The 20,793-nt window shown below is 38.0% G+C and carries 19 protein-coding genes; 17 read left to right on the forward strand and 2 right to left on the reverse strand.

Going from position 1 to position 20,793, the window contains the following annotated elements:
- Positions 1–130 precede the first annotated feature (130 nt).
- The 10 genes from SLH51_RS10700 to SLH51_RS10745 all read left to right on the forward strand — a co-directional run bounded on the left by SLH51_RS10700 (position 131) and on the right by SLH51_RS10745 (position 11,008).
- Complete coding sequence (locus tag SLH51_RS10700; RefSeq protein ID WP_335961255.1) at positions 131–1,279, forward strand: D-alanyl-D-alanine carboxypeptidase family protein; 1,149 nt, start codon at positions 131–133, stop codon at positions 1,277–1,279.
- Positions 1,272–1,865 (forward strand): nucleoside recognition domain-containing protein, encoded by a 594-nt coding sequence (locus SLH51_RS10705; protein ID WP_335961256.1) that lies wholly within the window; start codon positions 1,272–1,274, stop codon positions 1,863–1,865. The genes SLH51_RS10700 and SLH51_RS10705 overlap by 8 nt, the downstream gene beginning before the upstream one ends.
- Positions 1,866–2,399, forward strand: coding sequence for a spore maturation protein (locus tag SLH51_RS10710; protein WP_335961257.1), 534 nt, complete (start codon positions 1,866–1,868; stop codon positions 2,397–2,399).
- A 227-nt stretch (positions 2,400–2,626) separates the two neighbouring features.
- The gene (locus SLH51_RS10715) at positions 2,627–4,042 is read left to right on the forward strand and encodes an NAD-dependent succinate-semialdehyde dehydrogenase (protein ID WP_335961258.1); all 1,416 of its coding nucleotides are present in this window, start codon (positions 2,627–2,629) and stop codon (positions 4,040–4,042) included.
- 124 nt (positions 4,043–4,166) lie between these two features.
- The gene (locus SLH51_RS10720; RefSeq protein ID WP_335961259.1) at positions 4,167–4,895 is read left to right on the forward strand and encodes a pseudouridine synthase; all 729 of its coding nucleotides are present in this window, start codon (positions 4,167–4,169) and stop codon (positions 4,893–4,895) included.
- A gap of 83 nt (positions 4,896–4,978) precedes the next feature.
- Positions 4,979–5,506 (forward strand): thiol-disulfide oxidoreductase ResA, encoded by a 528-nt coding sequence (resA, locus tag SLH51_RS10725; RefSeq protein ID WP_335961260.1) that lies wholly within the window; start codon positions 4,979–4,981, stop codon positions 5,504–5,506.
- 15 nt (positions 5,507–5,521) lie between these two features.
- Positions 5,522–7,165 (forward strand): cytochrome c biogenesis protein ResB, encoded by a 1,644-nt coding sequence (gene resB / locus SLH51_RS10730; RefSeq protein ID WP_335961261.1) that lies wholly within the window; start codon positions 5,522–5,524, stop codon positions 7,163–7,165.
- 65 nt (positions 7,166–7,230) lie between these two features.
- Positions 7,231–8,421 (forward strand): c-type cytochrome biogenesis protein CcsB, encoded by a 1,191-nt coding sequence (gene ccsB / locus SLH51_RS10735; protein WP_335961262.1) that lies wholly within the window; start codon positions 7,231–7,233, stop codon positions 8,419–8,421.
- Between the two features lie 89 nt (positions 8,422–8,510).
- The gene (locus SLH51_RS10740) at positions 8,511–9,224 is read left to right on the forward strand and encodes a response regulator transcription factor (protein WP_335961296.1); all 714 of its coding nucleotides are present in this window, start codon (positions 8,511–8,513) and stop codon (positions 9,222–9,224) included.
- Positions 9,225–9,226: 2 nt separating this feature from the next.
- Positions 9,227–11,008 (forward strand): ATP-binding protein, encoded by a 1,782-nt coding sequence (locus tag SLH51_RS10745; protein ID WP_335961263.1) that lies wholly within the window; start codon positions 9,227–9,229, stop codon positions 11,006–11,008.
- A 127-nt stretch (positions 11,009–11,135) separates the two neighbouring features.
- Here the strand turns inward: SLH51_RS10745 and SLH51_RS10750 are convergent, their stop codons facing one another.
- A complete protein-coding gene (locus SLH51_RS10750) occupies positions 11,136–11,315 on the reverse strand; it encodes a hypothetical protein (protein WP_335961264.1) in 180 nt (59 codons plus the stop codon).
- A 483-nt stretch (positions 11,316–11,798) separates the two neighbouring features.
- Here SLH51_RS10750 and SLH51_RS10755 point away from each other — a divergent pair, with 483 nt between their 5' ends.
- The 7 genes from SLH51_RS10755 to SLH51_RS10785 all read left to right on the forward strand — a co-directional run bounded on the left by SLH51_RS10755 (position 11,799) and on the right by SLH51_RS10785 (position 18,820).
- Positions 11,799–12,410, forward strand: a complete 612-nt coding sequence (locus SLH51_RS10755; protein ID WP_335961265.1) for a cob(I)yrinic acid a,c-diamide adenosyltransferase — start codon at positions 11,799–11,801, stop codon at positions 12,408–12,410.
- Positions 12,411–12,553: 143 nt separating this feature from the next.
- Positions 12,554–13,471 carry a VanW family protein gene (locus SLH51_RS10760; RefSeq protein ID WP_335961266.1) on the forward strand — a complete coding sequence of 306 codons (918 nt, stop codon included), beginning with the start codon at positions 12,554–12,556 and terminating at the stop codon, positions 13,469–13,471.
- Positions 13,472–13,636: 165 nt separating this feature from the next.
- Positions 13,637–15,130, forward strand: a complete 1,494-nt coding sequence (locus SLH51_RS10765) for a spore germination protein (RefSeq protein ID WP_390184044.1) — start codon at positions 13,637–13,639, stop codon at positions 15,128–15,130.
- Positions 15,131–15,142: 12 nt separating this feature from the next.
- Positions 15,143–16,255, forward strand: coding sequence for a GerAB/ArcD/ProY family transporter (locus SLH51_RS10770; RefSeq protein ID WP_335961268.1), 1,113 nt, complete (start codon positions 15,143–15,145; stop codon positions 16,253–16,255).
- On the forward strand, positions 16,233–17,342 hold the full coding sequence (locus SLH51_RS10775) for a Ger(x)C family spore germination protein (protein WP_335961269.1): 1,110 nt from the start codon (positions 16,233–16,235) through the stop codon (positions 17,340–17,342). Before SLH51_RS10770 ends, SLH51_RS10775 begins: the two co-directional genes overlap by 23 nt.
- 93 nt (positions 17,343–17,435) lie before the next feature.
- Positions 17,436–18,215, forward strand: a complete 780-nt coding sequence (locus SLH51_RS10780) for a peptidoglycan DD-metalloendopeptidase family protein (RefSeq protein WP_335961270.1) — start codon at positions 17,436–17,438, stop codon at positions 18,213–18,215.
- A gap of 215 nt (positions 18,216–18,430) precedes the next feature.
- Positions 18,431–18,820, forward strand: coding sequence for a hypothetical protein (locus SLH51_RS10785; RefSeq protein ID WP_335961271.1), 390 nt, complete (start codon positions 18,431–18,433; stop codon positions 18,818–18,820).
- A 185-nt stretch (positions 18,821–19,005) separates the two neighbouring features.
- Here SLH51_RS10785 and serA read toward each other — a convergent pair whose 3' ends face one another.
- Complete coding sequence (gene serA, locus SLH51_RS10790) at positions 19,006–20,628, reverse strand: phosphoglycerate dehydrogenase (RefSeq protein ID WP_335961272.1); 1,623 nt, start codon at positions 20,626–20,628, stop codon at positions 19,006–19,008.
- Positions 20,629–20,793 lie beyond the last annotated feature (165 nt).

Here is a 20,793-nt window from a genome sequence, read left to right on the forward strand (position 1 = left end):
CAAAGATAAACGAATATTATTGAATTGGCTTGTAGGTTGGAGTCATATCATTGGTTGTCCTGCATAGATTGCTAGTAAGAGAAAAAAGACAGGCACATAGTTGCTGTCATAGACAGGACGGGGATCTAAAATGGGAAAAAAAATAGCACTTATTATTATAGTTACTTTATTAATTAGTCCACTGCTACCGATGCAAGCTAATGCAGAGCAACGAAATTTCTCCGTTTCTGCTCAAGCGGCAGTATTAATCGAGCAGGAATCAGGGAGAGTGTTGTATGGGAAAAATGAAAACACTCCCCTTCGAATTGCAAGCATTACGAAAATCATGACCGCAATTCTAGCCATTGAATCTGGAAAGATGGATGAAAAGGTTCAAGTTTCTACAAAAGCTGAAGGGACAGAAGGGTCCTCTATTTATTTGCGAGCTGGTGAAAAAATCAAACTAGAAGATCTTGTTTATGGGTTGATGTTACGAAGCGGTAATGACTCAGCTGTAGCGATAGCTGAGCATGTTGGTGGGAGTCTAGAAGGCTTTGTTTACATGATGAACGAAAAAGCTGAGCAGCTAGGAATGGTCAATTCTCTGTTTCAAAATCCCCACGGATTAGATGATCATGAAGATCATTACTCAAGTGCTTACGACATGGCATTACTAGCACAATATGCAATGGGTAACGAGGTGTATCGTGAAATTTCTTCTGCGAAGAATTATCGTGCAGAAGGAGAGCAAGTACGAGTATGGCGTAATAAAAATCGTTTATTAACAGAACTTTACCAATATTCAACAGGTGGAAAAACCGGTTATACAAAACGTGCGAAACGGACCTTAGTTTCAACAGCCTCAAAAGATGATGAAAATTTAATTGCTGTTACATTAAACGCACCAAGTGATTGGCATGATCATATGAACCTTTTCAACTGGGCATTTGATACGTATTCAACAGAGGTTCTAGTTGAAGAAGGCACCATTCAAGAAATTGAAGATGAGTTTTATAAAGGTCGAGTATATGCTCCTTATTCATTTGAGTATCCATTGTCTGAATTAGAACAAGAAGCACTTCAAAAAGAAATTACTCTATACCGGCCTCCTACTGATGAAAGAAAGGAAAGCTATAACCCACCACAGCCTGTTGGCAAGGTAGAGTTGACAGTTGATAAGAAAATGATAGGGCAAGTGCCACTGCTATATGATCCCCCGGAAATAGAGGAGAAACAAGGTTTTTGGTCTCGTTTTCTGGACATTTTCTCTTTTACCATTGGGGTGAGAAGTATTGATTAATAAAATTTGGGTAGCGATGCTCGTAATCGGGATTGGATTTGGTGCTGTTAATGGTCGAATGGAAGAAGTAAATGAAGCGATTTTTGCAGGTGCCAAGGATGCTGTAACCATCTGTATAGGGTTAATTAGTATTCTTGTTTTCTGGTTAGGGTTAATGAGAATTGCGCAAGAAGGTGGACTATTAAATACACTTGCAAAGCTGATGCGACCAATTGCAACGAGGATTTTTCCAGAAGTTCCTGCTAATCATCCGGCAATGGGTTATATCTTATCGAATATGACGGCTAATCTATTTGGTTTAGGCAATGCAGCTACACCAATGGGAATTAAGGCGATGCAACAATTAAAAGATTTAAACGGTGGGGCAGATTCAGCAAGTCGTTCGATGATCACTTTGCTTGCAATCAATACAGCAAGTATTACGCTCATCCCAACGACAGTAATTTCGATTCGAATGAGCTATGGGTCTGTTTCACCTACGGAAATTGTGGGAACAACGCTTGTGGCAACAACCTGTTCAACAATTGGAGCGTTGTTAATTGATCGTTATTTTTATTATAGACGTGTGAGGAAGGGGAGAGCATAGATGGGCTGGATTACAGTTATTTCTATTTGGTTCATTCCAGTCTTGATCGCGTTTGTCCTCATGTATGGAACATACAAACAAGTACCAACGTATGAAACTTTTGTTGAAGGGGCTAAAGAAGGCTTTGGGATGGCTATATCAATTATTCCATATCTCGTCGGGATGCTTGTTGCAATCTCAGTTTTTCGTGCTTCTGGAGCGATGGATTTTATTATTGAGTTTATGAAACCTGTATTGCAAGCATTGGGAGTCCCTTCAGAAATTGTTCCGCTCGCGATGATTCGCCCGATCTCTGGAACAGGAGCTCTTGGAATGACATCAGATTTAATTGCTACCTATGGACCGGACTCATTTATCGGTAGATTGGCTTCCACGATGCAAGGGAGCACAGATACAACGTTTTATGTTTTAACTGTTTACTTTGGAGCAGTCGGTATCAAGAAAATGGGCGATGCTCTTAAGGTCGGTTTGCTTGCTGATGTTGTAGGGATTATCGCTTCCATTGTGATTGTAACTTATGTATTTGGTATGTAAGAATAAGAATTCAATAGATTTGAATTTTGAAAAGAAGCCTCAAAGATCTAGAGGTTTCTCTTTTTAATTGGTTGTACATGAAGTTTAAAATTGTTTGCTAAAGGTTATCAGTGAGTAGTAGGAACAGGATTCTTGCTTTCCCTATTAATCTATGGTAAAAAACTCTATAAGAGCGCATACAAAAGAATAGAAGACGAGTAATTAGAAATAAAAAGGAGGAGAAAGTGATGCAAAAAAGCGATCTTTTCATTGGTGGAGAGTGGGTAACGTTAAGTGAGCAACTTGAAGTTACGAATCCGTCTACAGGTGAGGTAATTGGACAAGTTACAAATGGAGGAGAAAACGAGGCGAGACTTGCTGTAGATGCAGCTTATCATGCATATCCAGAGTGGGCAAGTAAAACGGCCAATGAACGCAGTGAGCTCTTAATAAAATGGCATCAGTTAATAAAAGAAGAAGCAGAAGAGATCGCTAAAATTATGACTCTTGAACAAGGAAAACCATTTAAAGAAGCAATAGGTGAAGTGGGCTATGCGAATAGTTTTATTTCTTGGTATGCAGAAGAAGGAAAGCGAATTTACGGGGAAACAATTCCCGCGTCTTTTCCTAACAAGCGAATTCTTGTCCAAAAGCAGCCTGTAGGAGTCATCGCTGCCATTACACCGTGGAATTTTCCAGCAGCGATGATTACGAGAAAAATTGCACCTGCCCTAGCGGCTGGTTGTACAGCAGTTATCAAACCTGCTGAACAAACACCTCTTACTGCAATTTATTTAGCAAGACTGGCCGAGAAAGCAGGTATTCCAGCGGGCGTTATAAATGTTATTACTGGCGATGCTAATGCAATAGGAAAGACGTGGATGGGTGATGATCGTGTACGGAAAGTTACGTTTACCGGTTCAACAGAAGTGGGAAAATTGCTGATGAGACAAGCTGCTGACACAGTAAAAAAACTTTCGTTGGAATTAGGAGGACATGCACCATTTATTGTTATGGATGATGCTGATATTGAGCTTGCTGCAGAGGGAGCAATTGCTTCAAAATTCCGAAACGCAGGTCAAACATGTGTCTGTGCCAATCGAATTTATGTCCATGAAAACGTCATCGATTCTTTTTTAGTGAAATTTATTGAAAAAGTAAGGGACTTAACTGTAGGCGATGGCTTTAAAGAGGGCAATGATATTGGGCCCTTGATTGATGAGGATGCTGTAGCAAAGGTAAAAGCGCAAATTCATGACGCAAAAGAGAAAGGTGCATCAATTTTAACAGGAGGAGATTTGGTTTCTGGATTATTTTTTCAACCTACAGTGGTAGCAGGCGCTACAGATGAAATGGTATGTATGACAGAAGAAACATTTGGTCCTGTTGCACCTATATCTACATTTCAATCAGTGGATGAAGTCATTAAACGCGCAAATAATTCACGGTTTGGCTTAGCTGCTTATGTTTACACAGAAAAGCTATCAAATGCGATTCGGATGAGTGAAGCTCTTGAATATGGAATTGTTGGAGTAAACGACGCCCTTCCAGCAGTTGCTCAAGCGCCGTTTGGCGGCTTTAAAGAAAGCGGGTTAGGGCGAGAAGGCGGCCATCACGGAATAGAAGAATTCCTCGAAACAAAATATATCTCCATGGGAATCTAGAATTAAAGTAAAAGCAGATGGCCATAGGTCATTTGCTTTTTTTGGTGTGCTATTAATAGGGCTTGTATCTATTTACTTGAGAATTCATTATTGGAAGAGTATGATGGTACATGAGGTGAACGAGATGGAACGGTTACAGAAAGTAATTGCCCAAGCTGGAATAACATCACGGCGTAAGGCAGAACAACTCATAGTTGATGGAAAAGTAAAAGTAAATGGAAAAGTAGTACGTAAGCTTGGGGTGAAAGTAACACCGAATAAAGATGCGATTGAGGTTGAAGGCGTGCCGATCGACAAAGAGGAACCGGTATACTTTCTCTTGTATAAACCAAGTGGCGTCATTTCAAGTGTAAAAGATGAAAAAGGTCGTAAAGTTGTTACTGATTTTCTTGAGATCCAACAACGTGTATTCCCAGTAGGAAGGCTTGATTACGATACATCTGGTTTGTTGTTATTAACCAATGATGGTGAATTTGCCAATACACTCATGCATCCTAAATTTAAAATTGAAAAAGTGTATGTAGCAAAAGTAAAAGGAATTCCTTCAAGAGAAAAATTGAAAGAGCTTCAGAATGGGGTAAAGCTTGAAGATGGGAAGACAGCGCCGGCGAAAGTGAAAATGATGTCAATGGATAAGAAAAAGCAAACGTCGATTATTCGTTTAACCATACATGAAGGGCGAAATCGACAAGTACGTCGAATGTTTGATGCAATTGACCATCCTGTGATGAAATTAAAACGTGAAGAGTATAGCTTCCTTACCTTGCATGGAATGAACCCTGGTGAGGTGCGTCCACTTAAACCGATCGAAGTAAAACATTTACGTGAATTAGCTGTCACGAAACCGTCATAAACCCTTTCTAACTACACTCATTTCTAACGTTATAATAGAGGAAATTAGGTGAATGATTTCGCGGGGAAAAGGAGGGGAGTCTGTTGAAGCAAAAACGTCTAATCATGCGTTCAAGCATATTAGCTGTGATTGGAATTGCCCTTGCCTATACGTTCTATGCAAACTTTATTGCAGATCGTAGTGTGGCAAAAGCAGGCGACTATTCGATAAATTTTGTCTTACATGATTTAGAAGGAGAACGGATAGAGCTTGAAGGAATGAAAGGAAAAGGCGTTTTCTTGAATTTTTGGGGAACTTATTGTCCTCCGTGTGTCAAAGAGATGCCAATAATGGAAGAATTATATGCTGAATACAAAGATCAAGGTGTAGAAATTGTCGCGGTTAATGCAAATGAAACAGAACTTCAAGTCGAGAATTTTGCCAATCGTTTAGGGTTAACTTTTCCAATCGCTATTGATAAGGGACGAAATGTGATTGATGCATATGGAATTAAACCATTGCCGACAACGATCTTGATTGATGAGCATGGAGTGATTGTTCGAGTGTTTTCGGGTGGCATGACGGAGCAAATGGTACGTGATTTCATGGAAGAGATAAAACCCGGAACGTAATTGAGGTGTGGGGAAATGAGTAAATTTACATGTGAGTGTGGGTATGAAAATCCACGAGGAACATTCGTTTGTGAATCGTGTGGTAAGCCAGTAGAAGAAAATGAACAAAAAGAGAAACTCCTAGATATGAAATACGAAGGGGTTGCCCGTCGGTCACAAACGTACACAACAACGTTTATTGATAAAGTATGGATGTCCTTTTCGTCTGTAAAAGTGGGAATATGGATTATTGTAGTAACACTTTTAGCTTCAGCAATTGGGACGATTTATCCACAAGAAATGTACATACCACCGACGGTTAACCCCGCTAATCATTACGCAGATGAGTACGGGGTTATGGGTCAGATGTATTACCAGCTAGGTTTTCATAACCTGTATAGTTCTTGGTGGTATATGCTTCTAATTGCTGCTTTAGGAATATCAATATTTATTGCGAGTGTTGACCGTTTTTTTCCATTGTATAGAGCATTAAAAACACAAAGGGTATCGAGGCATGCAAATTTTTTGAAAAGACAACGTGTGTATGGAACATCTGAAGTTGACGATATTGATCGGTCGTTTGATCTTGCTATAGAGAAATTAAAAGAGAAAAATTATAATATCTCAAAAGAAAACGGTAATATTGTTGCTGAAAAAGGGCGGTTTGCACGTTGGGGGCCCTATATTAATCACATAGGACTTATCATTTTTTTGATTGGCTGTATGTTACGGTATTTTCCTGGAATGTATGTGGACGAGCATATGTGGATCCGCGAAGGTGAAACGACTGTCGTTCCGAGTACAGGTGGAAAATATCATGTCGGTAATGAAGAATTTCTTATCGAGCTTTACGATGAGGATGATGAAGTCTTTAAAGAAGCAATGCAACGTGCAGGTGGACCAGTTGTCAAAACATATCAAACAGATGCTGTATTGTATGAGCGTGAGGATACTGGAGCAGTAGGATCCGAAGGAGAATTAATTGAAGTTGACCGAAAGAAAATTCGTGTCAATGATCCGATGAAGTTTGATAGTTTTGCACTTTATCAAGTTGATTATAAGCTTCATGAATTAAATACGATGAGTTTCACACTTGAAAACAAAGAGACAAGTGAAACATTTGGTAGAGTCGATATTGATTTATTTAACCCTCAGTCGGTTTATGATTTAGGAAATGGATACAGAATTGAAATTAGGGAGTACTTTCCAGACTATTTCATGAACAGCTCTAACATACCAACGACTCGTTCGCAAATTCCAGATAATCCAGTATTTATTTTTGAGATGTATACACCTGAAACACCAGAAGGAGAAGTGAGCTTTGTCGGAATTCGGACAAACCTCGAACCGGTGGGGGAAAACAATTACAAAATGACGTTCGTTGATGTTGAAACGAAGCACGTTTCAGCACTGATAGTAAGAAAGGATCATACACTGCCTTTCCTGATTATAGGAGGGATTATCTTTATGATTGGTCTTGTTCAAAGTTCGTACTGGGCTCACCGTCGTATTTGGTTACAGCGAATTGATGGGAAGGTATGGGTTGCAGGGCATACAAATAAAAATTATTTAGCATTAAGAAAAGATATTGAATTTGCAATTGCTGATACAGGAATTTCGACGCCCATTGATCAAGTAGAAGAAGAAGAAAAAGAAATAACTAAAGACAAAAATAATTAGTTCAAAGGAAGAAAGGATTAGGGAGTTGGTAAAATTCCCCGTCCTTTTTGTGAGGAGGGTTCACCATGGCAACGATTAGTGGGAATTTACTATATATTGCCTTTTTCCTCTATCTTGGTGCAACAATTGCTTTTACTGTATCGATAACAGGAAAGAAATGGCGCAACAAACAAGGGGAAGTAAGTGGAAATAGATGGGGCACTTTTGGTTTCCTTTTGTCTATTCTCGGTTCTTTATTTTCGATTGGTTACTTTGTAACACGTTGGATGCACTCAGGTCATGCTCCCGTTAGTAATATGTTTGAATATATGACTTTTCTCGGAATAGCAATTGGTTTTGCTTTTGTCATTATCTATGCTATTTATCGTTTAGATTATCTTGGTTTATTTACAATGCCAATTGTTATGTTAGTTATTGCGTATGCTTCGATGTTTCCAGGAGAGGTAGCACCATTAATACCAGCACTTCAAAGTCACTGGTTAACGATTCACGTTATTACAGTAGCATTAGGACAAGGAATCTTATCTATTGGTATGGCTGCTGGATTAATCTATTTAATTCGTACATTAGATTTTACGAAAGCAAATAAGCAAACGCGTGCGCTTGAATTTGTAATGTATTGTCTTTTATCGTTAGTCGGATTTATTGTTATCGGCTCAGCTTTTGGTGCTATGGACTATGAGGCGAAATTTACATTTATCAATGAAAATGGATTAGAAGCTGAGATGAATTACACACTTCCCCCACTTGTTGGACCAAATGAAGGACAGTTATTAACTGAGGGAGTCATAGCACCATTTTTTGATGCCCCAGCACTCATTGTTGCTAATGATTTAAATACTGTTATTTGGTCAATGTTTACTGGCCTCGCTTTATATTGGGGATTACGTCTTATCTTACGGAAACGAATTGGAGGAGCCGTTCAACCAATTTTAAAAGGAGTAAGTCCTCAAGCAGTTGATGAAGTGAGCTACCGTGCAATTGCTATCGGGTTTCCTGTCTTTGCTCTTGGTGGATTAGTCTTTGCAATGATCTGGGCACAAATTGCCTGGACTCGATTCTGGGGCTGGGATCCAAAAGAAGTATGGGCTCTGATTACGTTTCTTTTCTATGCTGCTTACTTGCATTTGCGTTTATCAAAGGGGTGGCAAGGAGAGAAATCAGCTTGGCTTTGTGTAATAGGTTTTGGAATCATTATGTTTAACTTAGTGTTTGTTAACCTTGTAATCGCAGGTTTACACTCATATGCATTATGAGATAAACCCTCGCATGTTGCGAGGGTTTTCTTTCATTTTAGTATTCATGTTACACTACATATAATAGGTTAATCAAAGGAGGAATTATGATGGAAAAGGAAGCTCGTGTGTTAGTTGTTGATGACGAAGATCGAATTCGTAGATTGTTAAAAATGTATTTAGAACGTGAAGGTTATGAAGTTGAGGAAGCAGAAAATGGTGAACAAGCATTAGAGATGGGGCTTGCAGAAGAGTATGACCTTATTTTACTTGATATTATGATGCCTGGAATGGATGGAATTGAAGTTTGTCAGGAGCTTAGAAAAACGAAAGCCACTCCTATTATGATGCTAACGGCAAAAGGGGAAGAGGCAAACCGTGTCCAAGGATTTGAAGTTGGGACTGATGATTATATTGTGAAGCCATTTAGTCCACGTGAAGTCGTTTTGCGAGTAAAGGCATTGCTGCGACGTTCATCATCTACAAAGTTTTTGCAAACCGATACACAGGCTAAAGATGTTTTGGTGTTTCAACATCTAATGATTGATAATGATGCTCATAGAGTGACTGTATCAGATCAAGAAATTAGCTTAACGCCTAAAGAATATGAATTGTTACACTACCTTGCGCAATCTCCAGATAAAGTTTTTTCAAGAGAACAGTTATTAAAAGATGTGTGGAACTATGATTTCTTCGGTGACTTGCGGACAGTTGATACACATATTAAGCGTTTACGTGAAAAGTTAAATAAAATCTCACCCGAAGCAGCAGCAATGATTTCCACTGTATGGGGGATTGGTTATAAATTTGAGGCTGTGAAGTAGAAATGCTGTGGCGAAGTGTCGTAGGAAAACTTTGGTTTACCATTTTACTTCTTGTCTCTGTTGTTCTAACGTTTTTAATGGTTCTGTTGCTTCAATCTTTTGAACGCTTTCATGTTAATGAAGCTGAGTCACAGCTTGTTAATCATGCGCATATGATTGCTTCAATTTATGAAGGATATGAAGTCGAAAGTGACGCTTTACAGACAATCACACAATATGGAAATGCTTTTGACATGCATGTGATATTTCTTGTTGATGGAGAAAAAGTATGGAGTACAGATGAAGAGGAAGCGCATCAAGTAGCACTTGATACTTTTTTTACGGATGAAACGTTATCAGAAGTGTTTTCGGGAGAGCAGGTTGTCATGACTGAGGGAGACTTCCCATTTGTTGGAAATGGTGAAGAGTTTCATTCAGAAATTATGATTGTAGGCGTACCTCTTCAACCAAATGAGTTAAATGATAATGCTATTTTTATATATCAATCTCTTTCTGCAATTGAAGATGCATCAAATGAAACAAAACAAATTATTTATTTCTCTGCGGGGATTGCGATCATTTTAACAACGATCTTTGCTTTTTTCCTTTCTACAAGAATCACAGCACCCTTGCGTAAAATGCGTCAAGTTGCATTAGAGGTTGCAGAAGGTAATTTTAAGTCTAAAGTTCCCATTTTAACCCATGATGAAATTGGTCAATTAGCGATCGCCTTTAATCGAATGGGACGAGAGTTAACTAATAATATACACGCCTTAAACCAAGAGAAGGAACAGCTTTCTCGAATTCTTGTAAGTATGGCAGATGGTGTGATTACATTAAATAAAAAGGGACGAGTTGTGTTAACAAACCCTCCTGCAGAACGGTTTATTCAATCTTGGTATTATGAACAAGGTATGAATCAGGATATTGAGCGGGATTTGCCTGTTGCGTTGCAAACATTGTTTGAAAAGGTTGTTCTGTTAGAAAAAGAACAAGTGACAGAGGTAGAAATGCAAGGAAGAAGTTGGACGATCCTTATGACACCATTATACGATCGTCATGAGATACGAGGTGCTGTAGCGGTTTTTCGTGATATGACAGAAGAGCGCCGGCATGACAAACTTAGAAAAGATTTTATTGCTAATGTGTCACATGAACTTAGAACACCAATATCGATGCTTCAAGGATATAGTGAAGCAATTATTGATGATATAGCTGGATCTGATGAAGATAAAAAGGAAATTGCAAAAATTATCTATGATGAATCATTACGAATGGGAAGGCTAGTAAACGAATTATTGGATCTTGCACGGATGGAGGCAGGGCATGTTGAGTTGAACGTAGAAGAGCTCGAGGTGCAACCATTCGCTGAACGCATTGTCCGCAAATTCCAAGGTTTAGCTCGTGAGCAAGTAATCCAACTATCCCTTGATATAGATCATTCAGGTACGATCGAATGCGACCCTGATCGAATTGAACAAGTACTTACCAACTTATTACATAATGCAATCCGCCACACGAAAGAAAATGGAAAGGTAGTATTGTCAGTCAGGCAGTATGACGAAGGATATAAATTTGACGTTATTGATACGGGGTCAGGCATACCTGAAGGTGATCTGCCATATGTATTTGAACGATTTTATAAAGCTGATAAAGCACGTACTAGGGGACGTGGGGGCACAGGTTTAGGTCTAGCAATTGCGAAAAATATTATCGATGCGCATCATGGTCAAATTTCCGTGCACAGTAAAATGAACGAGGGAACTACTTTTTCCTTTTTTATCCCTATTATATTCAATAGTTGAAAAAAGAAACTAAAAAACAAATGGTCTTCCTAATAATGCCATATAAATCTTGATGTTATAAGAAAATGAACATCTTGTAGATTGCTGTGGCTAGGGTAGACCTTCGTTTATTTATTGTCGATTACGATTATCCACTAGTAATTGTGTAATGATAGATCTGGATCCAGCGCTCTTTCGTTTTGAAGTCTGTTAAGGATAAATAACGAAACAATGTCTCTAAACTTTTTGCATCCATATTCTTGATAAAAGTAATTATTACTTTTTCATCATACGTATTTTGCAGGAAGCAGACAAGTTCATACCTCAATTTTAAACTAGCTCCCTTTTTAGTTACTGAGTTGTTTTTTCGACCACTTGTGTTCGAGCAACCTTTGCAGATGTGAACATTTTCTTTAAGACAGCGATGGTTTCTTATTCACCGCGCGTTTTTAGTCCGCAATCTGGGTTAAACCCAGAAAAGGTTAGCTGGTAAGACAGAGAGTGCGCGTTTGAAACAACCGTCTATGACATACATAGTCCACGCGTTCCAAGTAATGAAGAGGTGCTCTCTATTATCATTGAACATTTCTTTTTTGAGATGCTCTTAAAAAAATACTGTCACTTCTTTGTTTTTGATGTATACTGAAAAATACAAAAAATGAAATTCAGACGATTAAAGAAATTCAAGGAATGGATTACATAAACGTAGAAGTTGTATAATACATAATAAGAAGAATGAAATATATGGTATGATTGTTCTTATTTTTGATAGGGAAATGAAATAAATTCAGAGATTACTAGGGGGAGTGTCATGAAGTTATATACACGTACAGGAGATGAAGGGAAAACAAGTGTAATAGGAGGGAGGCTGGATAAAGATCATACAAGAGTGATTGCTTATGGAACAACTGATGAACTTAATTCCTTTGTAGGACAAGCGGTAGCTCAATTAGATAATGAAATTTTTCCTGATATTAAGGGAGAACTTGTGAAGATACAACATGAATTGTTCGATTGTGGTGGAGATTTAGCGATGATGAAGGCATCAGAAAAACATCCATATAAGACAAAACAAGATATGATAGATTTTTTAGAAGAGCGAATTGATGCTTACATTCAAGAAGCACCAAAATTAGAGCGCTTCATCTTACCAGGAGGGTCCTTAGTAGCGTCAACTTTACATGTGTGTCGAACAATTACAAGACGAGCGGAACGTTATGTGACTAGGCTGCAGCGTGAAGTTGATGAGGTAAACCCAGTTGTATTAAAGTATCTTAATCGTTTATCTGACTATTTCTTTGCTATTGCAAGAGTTGTTAACTATCGACTTAACGTAAAAGATGTGGAATATGAAAGAAGTGCAATCGTATTTAGAGAGAGTAAAGAACGAAATAAGGGTGATCAAGAATCCACACACAAATAAGTTGTGTGGTTTTTTGAATTCAAAATAATTCACCAAGCAAATTATGCCGATTTTGGGTTTGAATTAATAAAATCCATGGAATGATTCAAATGCCTTTTCATATATTGATAAATGTGTGCAATGTTAAGAGGGGGAAACAATATATGAAAAAAGCTTTGTTATTTTGTATTCTTTTTTTATTAGCTGCATGTAGTTTAGATGCATCTGTAGAGGAGAAGAAACCAGTTGCAATTCATTCTTCTTATTTTCAATCGGAGATGGTTGAGAAAACACCTGTTTATTGGAAGGTTGATTTGAAAGATGAATATAATGGTATAGTTCACGACATTCTGCTAAATGATTATGGATATTTGTTAGATTCATCTCTAGATGAAGAAAAACTGAAGCAGCTGGCGCATGATTTAGCAAGTCAAATAGATACTCCGATGAAAAATCCACGGATTACTTCGGAAGGGGACGTGATTCCTGGAAGAGCACGAGTGATATTATCTGAAACTGAGCTTGTTGAAGAATTGCTAGCTCTAGAAGCGGGTACGAAGGAATTTGTTCTTCCAGTCTATGTTACCAAACCATCAGTAGCAGAAGAAGATCTAGTCGGAATTGAAAAGAAGATAATAGGAGAATATAAAACGTATTTTAATCCTGCAGTTATGGGGAGAGCAGAAAATGTGAAATTGTCAGCTCAGGAAATATCGGGAATTGTTCTAGGTCCTGGAGATTCATTTTCCTTTAATCAAACAGTAGGAGAACGGACAGTAGAACGTGGTTATCAAGAAGCGAAGGAAATTATAAATAAAGAATTTGTAATGGGCATCGGCGGGGGGATATGTCAAACATCTTCAACCCTCTTTAATGCAGTCGATCAAGCGGGATTAGAGATGATTGAACGCTACACACATTCTAGAGAGATTGGATATGTTCCCGCAGGAAGAGATGCAACCGTGTCGTGGGGAGGTCCTGACTTTCGCTTTAGTAACCCTCACCCGTATCCTGTCTTACTTCAATCACAAGTAGACGTGCAACGTGGTGAGATCATTGTATCAGTTCATACACACCAATAACAAAGAACAAGAATGTAGGGAGATCCTTACATTCTTTTTTTATTAGAAATTAAAATGATCATTTTCGTAGCCTTCCCACCAACCTTTGTTAAATATCTTTCGCATAATTACATAGAAACCATTTCATACTAAAAAAAGACAAAGATTGGATTGGAGGTGATCGTATTGATTGGTAGATGGTTAATGAAAAAAATGATTGATAATCGAAAAGAAACAATAAGAGACGTTTTCCAACAGTTTCAACAATCCACTGATTTCGTTATCTATAACTTTAAAACAGAAGGACGAATGTATAAGATCGCTTATTTCCAAACACTTATCGATAGTGATCGCCTAAATCGTGACATCCTTCCATTCTTAACAAAGTCTGATTGTAAAACCTTGGAATCAATACTTACTGAAGTTCCAATTCAAGATAAGGAGATCATTAAATCTCCGAAAGATTTACGTGAAAAAGTATTGCAAGGATTTGTAGCTGTTTACGAAGGAAATGACCCAGCAAAATGTGCAGTTATAGAATCAAGTATGGATTCTGGTAGGGACGTATCTCCACCAGAAAATGAATTTAGTGTGGCAGGACCTCAAGAAGCATTTATTGAGTCAATTGATACAAACATCAATCTTATTCGAAAACGGTTACCATTAGCTCAATTGCAAATTAAAGAAATAAAAATAGGTAAAATTACTCAGACGCGTGTAGCGATATTATACATAGAGGGCCTCGTAGATAAAGACAATTTACATACATTGGAGCAGAGGTTAGATGATATTGAATTTGACCAAGTAATTGATTCAAGTAGTCTAGCTCAAATGGTTACCGATAATACATTATCCATTTTTCCGCAACTTGTGAATACAGAAAGACCGGAACGTGTATCAGCTGTTTTAGCAGAAGGAAAGGTAGCTTTTTTAGCAGATGGCTCTCCGGAAGCGGTCTTTGGACCTACAACTTTAGTCGAGTTCTTTTCATCGTTAGAAGATTATTACCTTCCATGGCAAATTGCTACATCGGTCCGAATGCTTCGTTTTTTTGCGGTAGCATTCTCTGTTTTATCAACTCCGTTGTATGTGGCGGTATTGACGTTTCATTACGAACTGATTCCGAGAGACTTGCTGTCAACAATCATTGCTTCACGAAGTAACATTCCGTTTCCACCCATTCTTGAAGCGATATTTCTTGAGTTAACGATTGAACTATTACGAGAAGCGGGGGCGAGGTTACCGACAAAGGTAGGTCAAACGATCGGGATTGTAGGAGGGATCGTTATTGGACAGGCATCAGTTGAGGCGGGGTTAACAAGTAATATCTTGCTTATTATTGTTGCGCTCGCTGCATTAGCTTCGTTTACAACGCCAGTCTATCAAATGGGTAACACAATCAGACTGATTCGATTTCCATTTATTTTAATGGCAGCTTTTCTTGGAGGTGTTGGGGTTGCCTTTTGTTCGTTAGTAACAATCGTGCATTTGTTGCATTTAACATCACTAGGGAGACCGTATATGGAACCGATCTTTCCGCCACGTTTTTCGGATTGGCGTGATGCGTTTGTTCGGCTTCCTTTTAACTGGATGTCTTCCCGCCCTGTTTATTTACGCCCTCGTGATAAAGGGCGGTTTAACTTTTCAAGAGCTTCACAAAAACACGATATTGACGAGTGAGGAGGGAATTGAGTGGACAAGCCAATAAAAGAACAATATTTAGTATCTGGTTTCTTAACGTTGTTTCTCATACACGGGATGCAAGTTGGGGTTGGTGTTTTAGGTTTCCAGCGTATAGTAGTTAAGTCAACAGGCTACGATGCGTGGATCTCTGTTCTCATAGCAGGAATGGTTGTCCACGTTGTCATTGCCTGTATGTATACTCTATTAAAACGTGTAGACGGAGATTTGATATCGATTCATCATCATATCTTCGGAAAATGGGTTGGGAATGTGATTTGTTTTTTTGTTAGTATTTATTTCGTGGCAAAAGCTGTTAATGTTCTTAGAACCTATATTGAAGTTGTACAGGTGTGGATGTTTCCTGATTTACCGACGTGGTCTGTTGCGATTGTTGCGTCTTTTTTCTTTTATTATGTAGTCTCGGGTGGATTTAGGTCAGTTGTCGGGCTTACTTTTCTAGGTGTAATTATTCCTGTGGCATTTACTCCTATGCTTTTATTGCCGCTTGAATTTGCTAATTTTATTAATATGTTACCAATTTTCAAACATTCCATTGTAGAGCTTTTACTAGGAGCAAAAGATACAACTCTTAGTTTTATTGGGTTTGAATATCTACTTTTATATTACCCTTTTTTAAAAAATAGGGAATTAACGCAAAAGTGGGCACAATTTGGGGCAGCTATAACTACTATTGCATATACCATCATTATGATTGTTAGTTTAGCTTTCTTTAGTGAAGAGCAGTTAAATAAAACAATTTGGGCAACGTTAACTTTATATAAAGTTGTGCAACTGCCTTTTTTAGAAAGGTTTGAGTATGTTGGAGTTTCTATGTGGATGTTTTTAATTACACCAAACATAGCGCTTGCACTATGGGGAGCTAGCCGTTGTGCCAAGAGAATTTCTAGGGTGAGTCAACGAAGTGCATTAGTTATAGCTATAGTGATAATGGCTACCGTTACAATTTTATTACCGACGAGACAAGAAGTAAACCAATTCAGTGATTGGATCGCGCAAACAGGCTTCTATTTCGTTTTTGTTTATATTCCCTTGCTAGTTATCCTTCAAGCGATTGTACTAAAGATAAGGAGAGGAAAGCATGAACAAACAACTAATTTATAGCTGTGTTGTTCTTATTTATACCTTACTATTAACAGGTTGCCTAGAGACATCAATTGTGGATGAAGTATCAATGGTTCGGGCTGCATCATTTGACCTCGAAGAAGATGGGAAATTGAAATTAACGGTAATTTTTCCTACTTTTCCAGACAAAGGTCAAGAACAAACGCTAGAACAAAGGATAATTGAAGCGACAGGTGAAACAACAAAAGGGACCAAAATTTGGTTAAATAAAAATGCTCAAAAGCCTATTTTATTTGGACAAGTTCGCGTATTATTATTTAGCCAAGCGCTTGCTGAACAAGGGCTGGAGAAATACATTGATGCCATGTACCGCAACCCTGCTGTTGGAAATCGAATATCACTTGGCATTGTTGAAGGTAACGATGCAGGAGCATTATTAGATGTAGACCTTGGAATTGGTGATTCAGCTGGTGTGTTTTTACCAGAATTAATCGAACAAAATCAAGATACAAGTACATTACCACCTACAAATATGCATGAATTTCTATTTAGTTTGTATAACGATGGACGGGATTCTTATTTGCCTTTAATCGTTCAATCTGATAATAAAGTGTTTGTAGCAGGGACTGCTTTATTTTCAGGTGATAAGTTTCATTCTAAACTGAATTTTGAAGATTCTTTTTTCATGAAATTGCTATTAGATACAACGAGACAAGGGATTCACGAATTTGCAATACAAGATCAAGAGCAAACAAGTTATGTAGTGATTGAAAAATTAAATAGTGATTTTAAGAGAAGGGTCGATAAGTCAGGTGATGTCCCACTTTTTATCTTCGATGTAATGATCGATGGAGCAATAGAAGATTATGATGGACAGATGAACTTAGACGAAACAGATACTTTAAATAAAATTCAGCAAACCATCGAAAAGCAAATTTCTAACCGTGCTCAGGAATTACTAATACAATTTCGTAATGAAGGTATAGATCCTGTTGGAATTGGAGAGAAATATCGAAGCACTACAAGAAATTGGAATGCAGAAAAATGGAAAAATGAACTATATCCTAGTGCTGAATTTGAAGTGAATGTTGATTTAAGAATTATTCAATCAGGTGCTGTTGAATAAAAAGTAAAAGGAATATTATAACGAATGCTTCCATAGGATAACAGTGTGAATAAACGAACAATTAAATGAGTTTTACATTATGAGGAGGAAAGAATGGTTGACTTCATAAAACGAATTTGTATTGCACTAGCTCTAGCTACATTTATTGGTTTGCTATTTATAAGCACAACAACAACATTTGCACAAATGAAAGAAGAGGTGCCAGAGGAGCTCTTTGAAGCGCTTATCTGGCCCACTGTTGGAGAAATTACCGACACGTACGGGACAAGGGGGGGCAAGCATTTTGGTATTGATGTTGCTGCCCCTGAGGGTACCCCTGTTGTAACCATTGCAGATGGGACTGTAAGTCGGTCGTATTATTCAGATTCATATGGTAATGTCATTTTTGTTGAACACGACAATGGACTTGAAACGGTTTATGCTCACCTTCATGTAAGAAAAGCAGAAGAAGGACAAGCTGTAATAGAAGGAGAGAAGATTGGAACGGTTGGGAATACAGGAAGGTCTTCAGGTAACCATCTACACTTTGAAGTTCATGACGGTAGTTGGAACGTCGATAAATCGGATTCGATTGATCCATTGTATGTACTATCACAAGAACCAGAATATTTTTACGCAGCCTTAGGAGAAGATTCTCCTTACGGTCAAGATTGGAAGCAAAGAGAAATTGTATCTGTTATGGGTCCCAAACTGTTAGAAGGTTCAATGCCTGGTGAGTCGGTGGAAGAGGAGAAAATCACGGTTACAGTGAAACGAGGAGACACTCTTTGGGGGATAGCGACTACTTATGATGTGTCAGTGGAGCAAATAAAAAATTGGAATAAACTTGCGGATGATGTAATAAAAGTGGACGAGACTCTAGTAGTGTATTAAGACTAATCATATTCATATGATCTAAGATGGTGAATTTTTGGCCGAGGTAGCAAGTTCTGATGGTGTAATGACTGAGACTTTATTTAATGGAACAGAACGAGTTGTTCACAAAAAGCGATAGATCGGAGCAAGTGATTGTAAGTAATACAGTCTGTGAAAAAATGTCGAATGTGGTAAAATGAAGTCAAGTTATAAATGTTAGGATGAAGAATTCGATGGGACTTAAACAAGTAAATGTGAATACTGACTTATTTCAATGGCTTAACGAACAGACTGATCTGACAAGTTATCAAGTAGACCTTGTCGATGGGTTTATTTTCATGTTGAAAAAAGTACATCAACATAAAGCAATACGATTAATAAATGAAAGACAACTACATCCTCGCTTCTGGAGGTCTCATGATCGTACGTTTGGATATGGCTTAATGACTAAAAAAGGAAAAAAGAAAGTGGCTCATCTTTATCAATTTTATGTTGATGTTGCTTTTGCTGAAAGGTTAGTTACTGCTGATGGTGAGAAGTTATGTTTGACATCAAACGGTGCCAGTTACTTAAAGAGAAATCGAGAAGAGCAATTGGATCTTCTATTTACATACATTTGGTAAAAAGGTAACATACATAAATTAGAAAAAAGTGATTGATTAAAGGCTATTGAGAAAGGTGAAAATACCTTTTTCAGTAGCCTTTTAATTATCGATCATTTTTATTGAATATTAAGAAAAAAACAACTTTCAGTAAAGTTAGAAGCTTACTCAAATAAGAAAAAGACCAGACTAGCGGTTTTTACTTATTAACATTCAATAGTGTCAGCGAAATGAATATCATCAATATTGAGTAGAGCCTTAATGACAGAATCGTCAACAAGTTTGTCAACAGCAACCATCATGATTGCTTCTCCGCCTTCTTCTTTACGACCAACCTGCATCGTTGCGATATTCACTTTGTGTTCAGCTAGTAACTGACCCATTCTTCCGATAACACCAGGTCGGTCATTATGTTGAATATATATTAAGTGACCACTTGGAGTAAAGTCCACATTAAATCCATTAACATTTACAATTCTTGGACCATATTCCTTAATATATGTTCCTTTTAGTTCAAACGTACGATCTTCTCCACGTACGACTGCATGAACAATGTTAGAGTAACCATATGTGTGATTAATTTGTTTCTCCCCGAAACTAATACCGCGTTCCTTTGCTATCAGGCTAACATTAACGTCATTAACTGCTGCGTCTACACGTGGTTGAAGAAAACCTGCCATTAAACTACGTGTTGTAATGGACGTTTCGAGTCCCGTAACCGTTCCACCATAGTTAACATCAATTTCTTGTACAGGTGTACGCATCACTTGTGAAAGAATGTTACCCATTTTTTTTGTTAACTCATAATAAGGCTTAACTTTCTCATATACTTCTTTTGATAATGTAGGCAAGTTAATGGAATTACTTGCTGGTTCTCCTTCAAGGAATTGTAAAACTTCTTCCGAAACCTGTGCGGCTACATTTAGTTGAGCTTCTTTTGTAGAAGCAGCAATGTGTGGGGTACCAATCACATTAGGAAAAGCAAGCAGTTCTTTGTCAGTTGCTGGTTCTTCTTCAAATACATCAAGAGCAGCACCGGCAATATGTCCGTTTGCTAAATAATGCTTTAGTGCTTGTTCATCAATAATTCCGCCACGAGCACAGTTAATTAAGAAAGTACCAGGCTTTGTTTTAGCGATGGTTTTCATACCGAGAAGTCCTTTTGTTTCTTTTGTTAATGGTGTATGAACGGTAATAATATCTGCACCAGCAAGTACTTCATCAAGTGATGCAGTTTTAACACCTAGTTTCTCGGCACGAGATTTTGTTAAAAATGGATCAAATACAAGAAGAGGCATTTCAAATGCTTTTGCACGCTGTGCGAGTTGTGTTCCGATTCGGCCAAACCCAATAATTCCAAGTGTTTTACCTCGTAATTCATAACCTTGAAATGCTTTCCGATTCCATTCGCCAGCTTTAATAGAAGCTACAGCTTGAGGAATATTTCTAAGTAATGACATTATCATTGCGAACGTATGCTCTGCTGTCGAGATCGTGTTCCCATCAGGGGCATTAACAACGACTACTCCTCGCTTTGTTGCAGCATCGAGATCAATATTGTCTACTCCAACGCCAGCCCGGGCAACAATTTTTAAATTTGGCATTTTTGCGAGCAATTCATCTGTAACGGTAGTTGCACTACGAACAAGTAACGCATCAAATGGAGAAAGATCGTCTACGTCATTCACATTTTTTTCAATGCAAGCTACCTGGTTACTTTCTAATAAAGGAAGTAAGCCTTCTTTGCTCATGCTATCAGATACTAATATTTGATATTTAGCCTTTGTTTGGCTTTCTGTAGGATGGTCTGCAATTACTTGTTTATTCATTCTCTACACTCCTCAAATTTTTATTTATAAGGTATGAAAACGGTACAACAAAAAACCTTCTGCCCACACGACGGGTGTCGTGAGGGGCGGAAGGTTCAAACCGCGGTGCCACCCTCATTCATGCGCGAACATGTTGCGCATCTTAAGGAGATATGTCTCCAAAAG

Origin of the sequence: Halalkalibacter kiskunsagensis, from assembly GCF_037027555.1 — a bacterium.
Lineage (GTDB): Bacteria > Bacillota > Bacilli > Bacillales > Bacillaceae_D > Halalkalibacter > Halalkalibacter kiskunsagensis.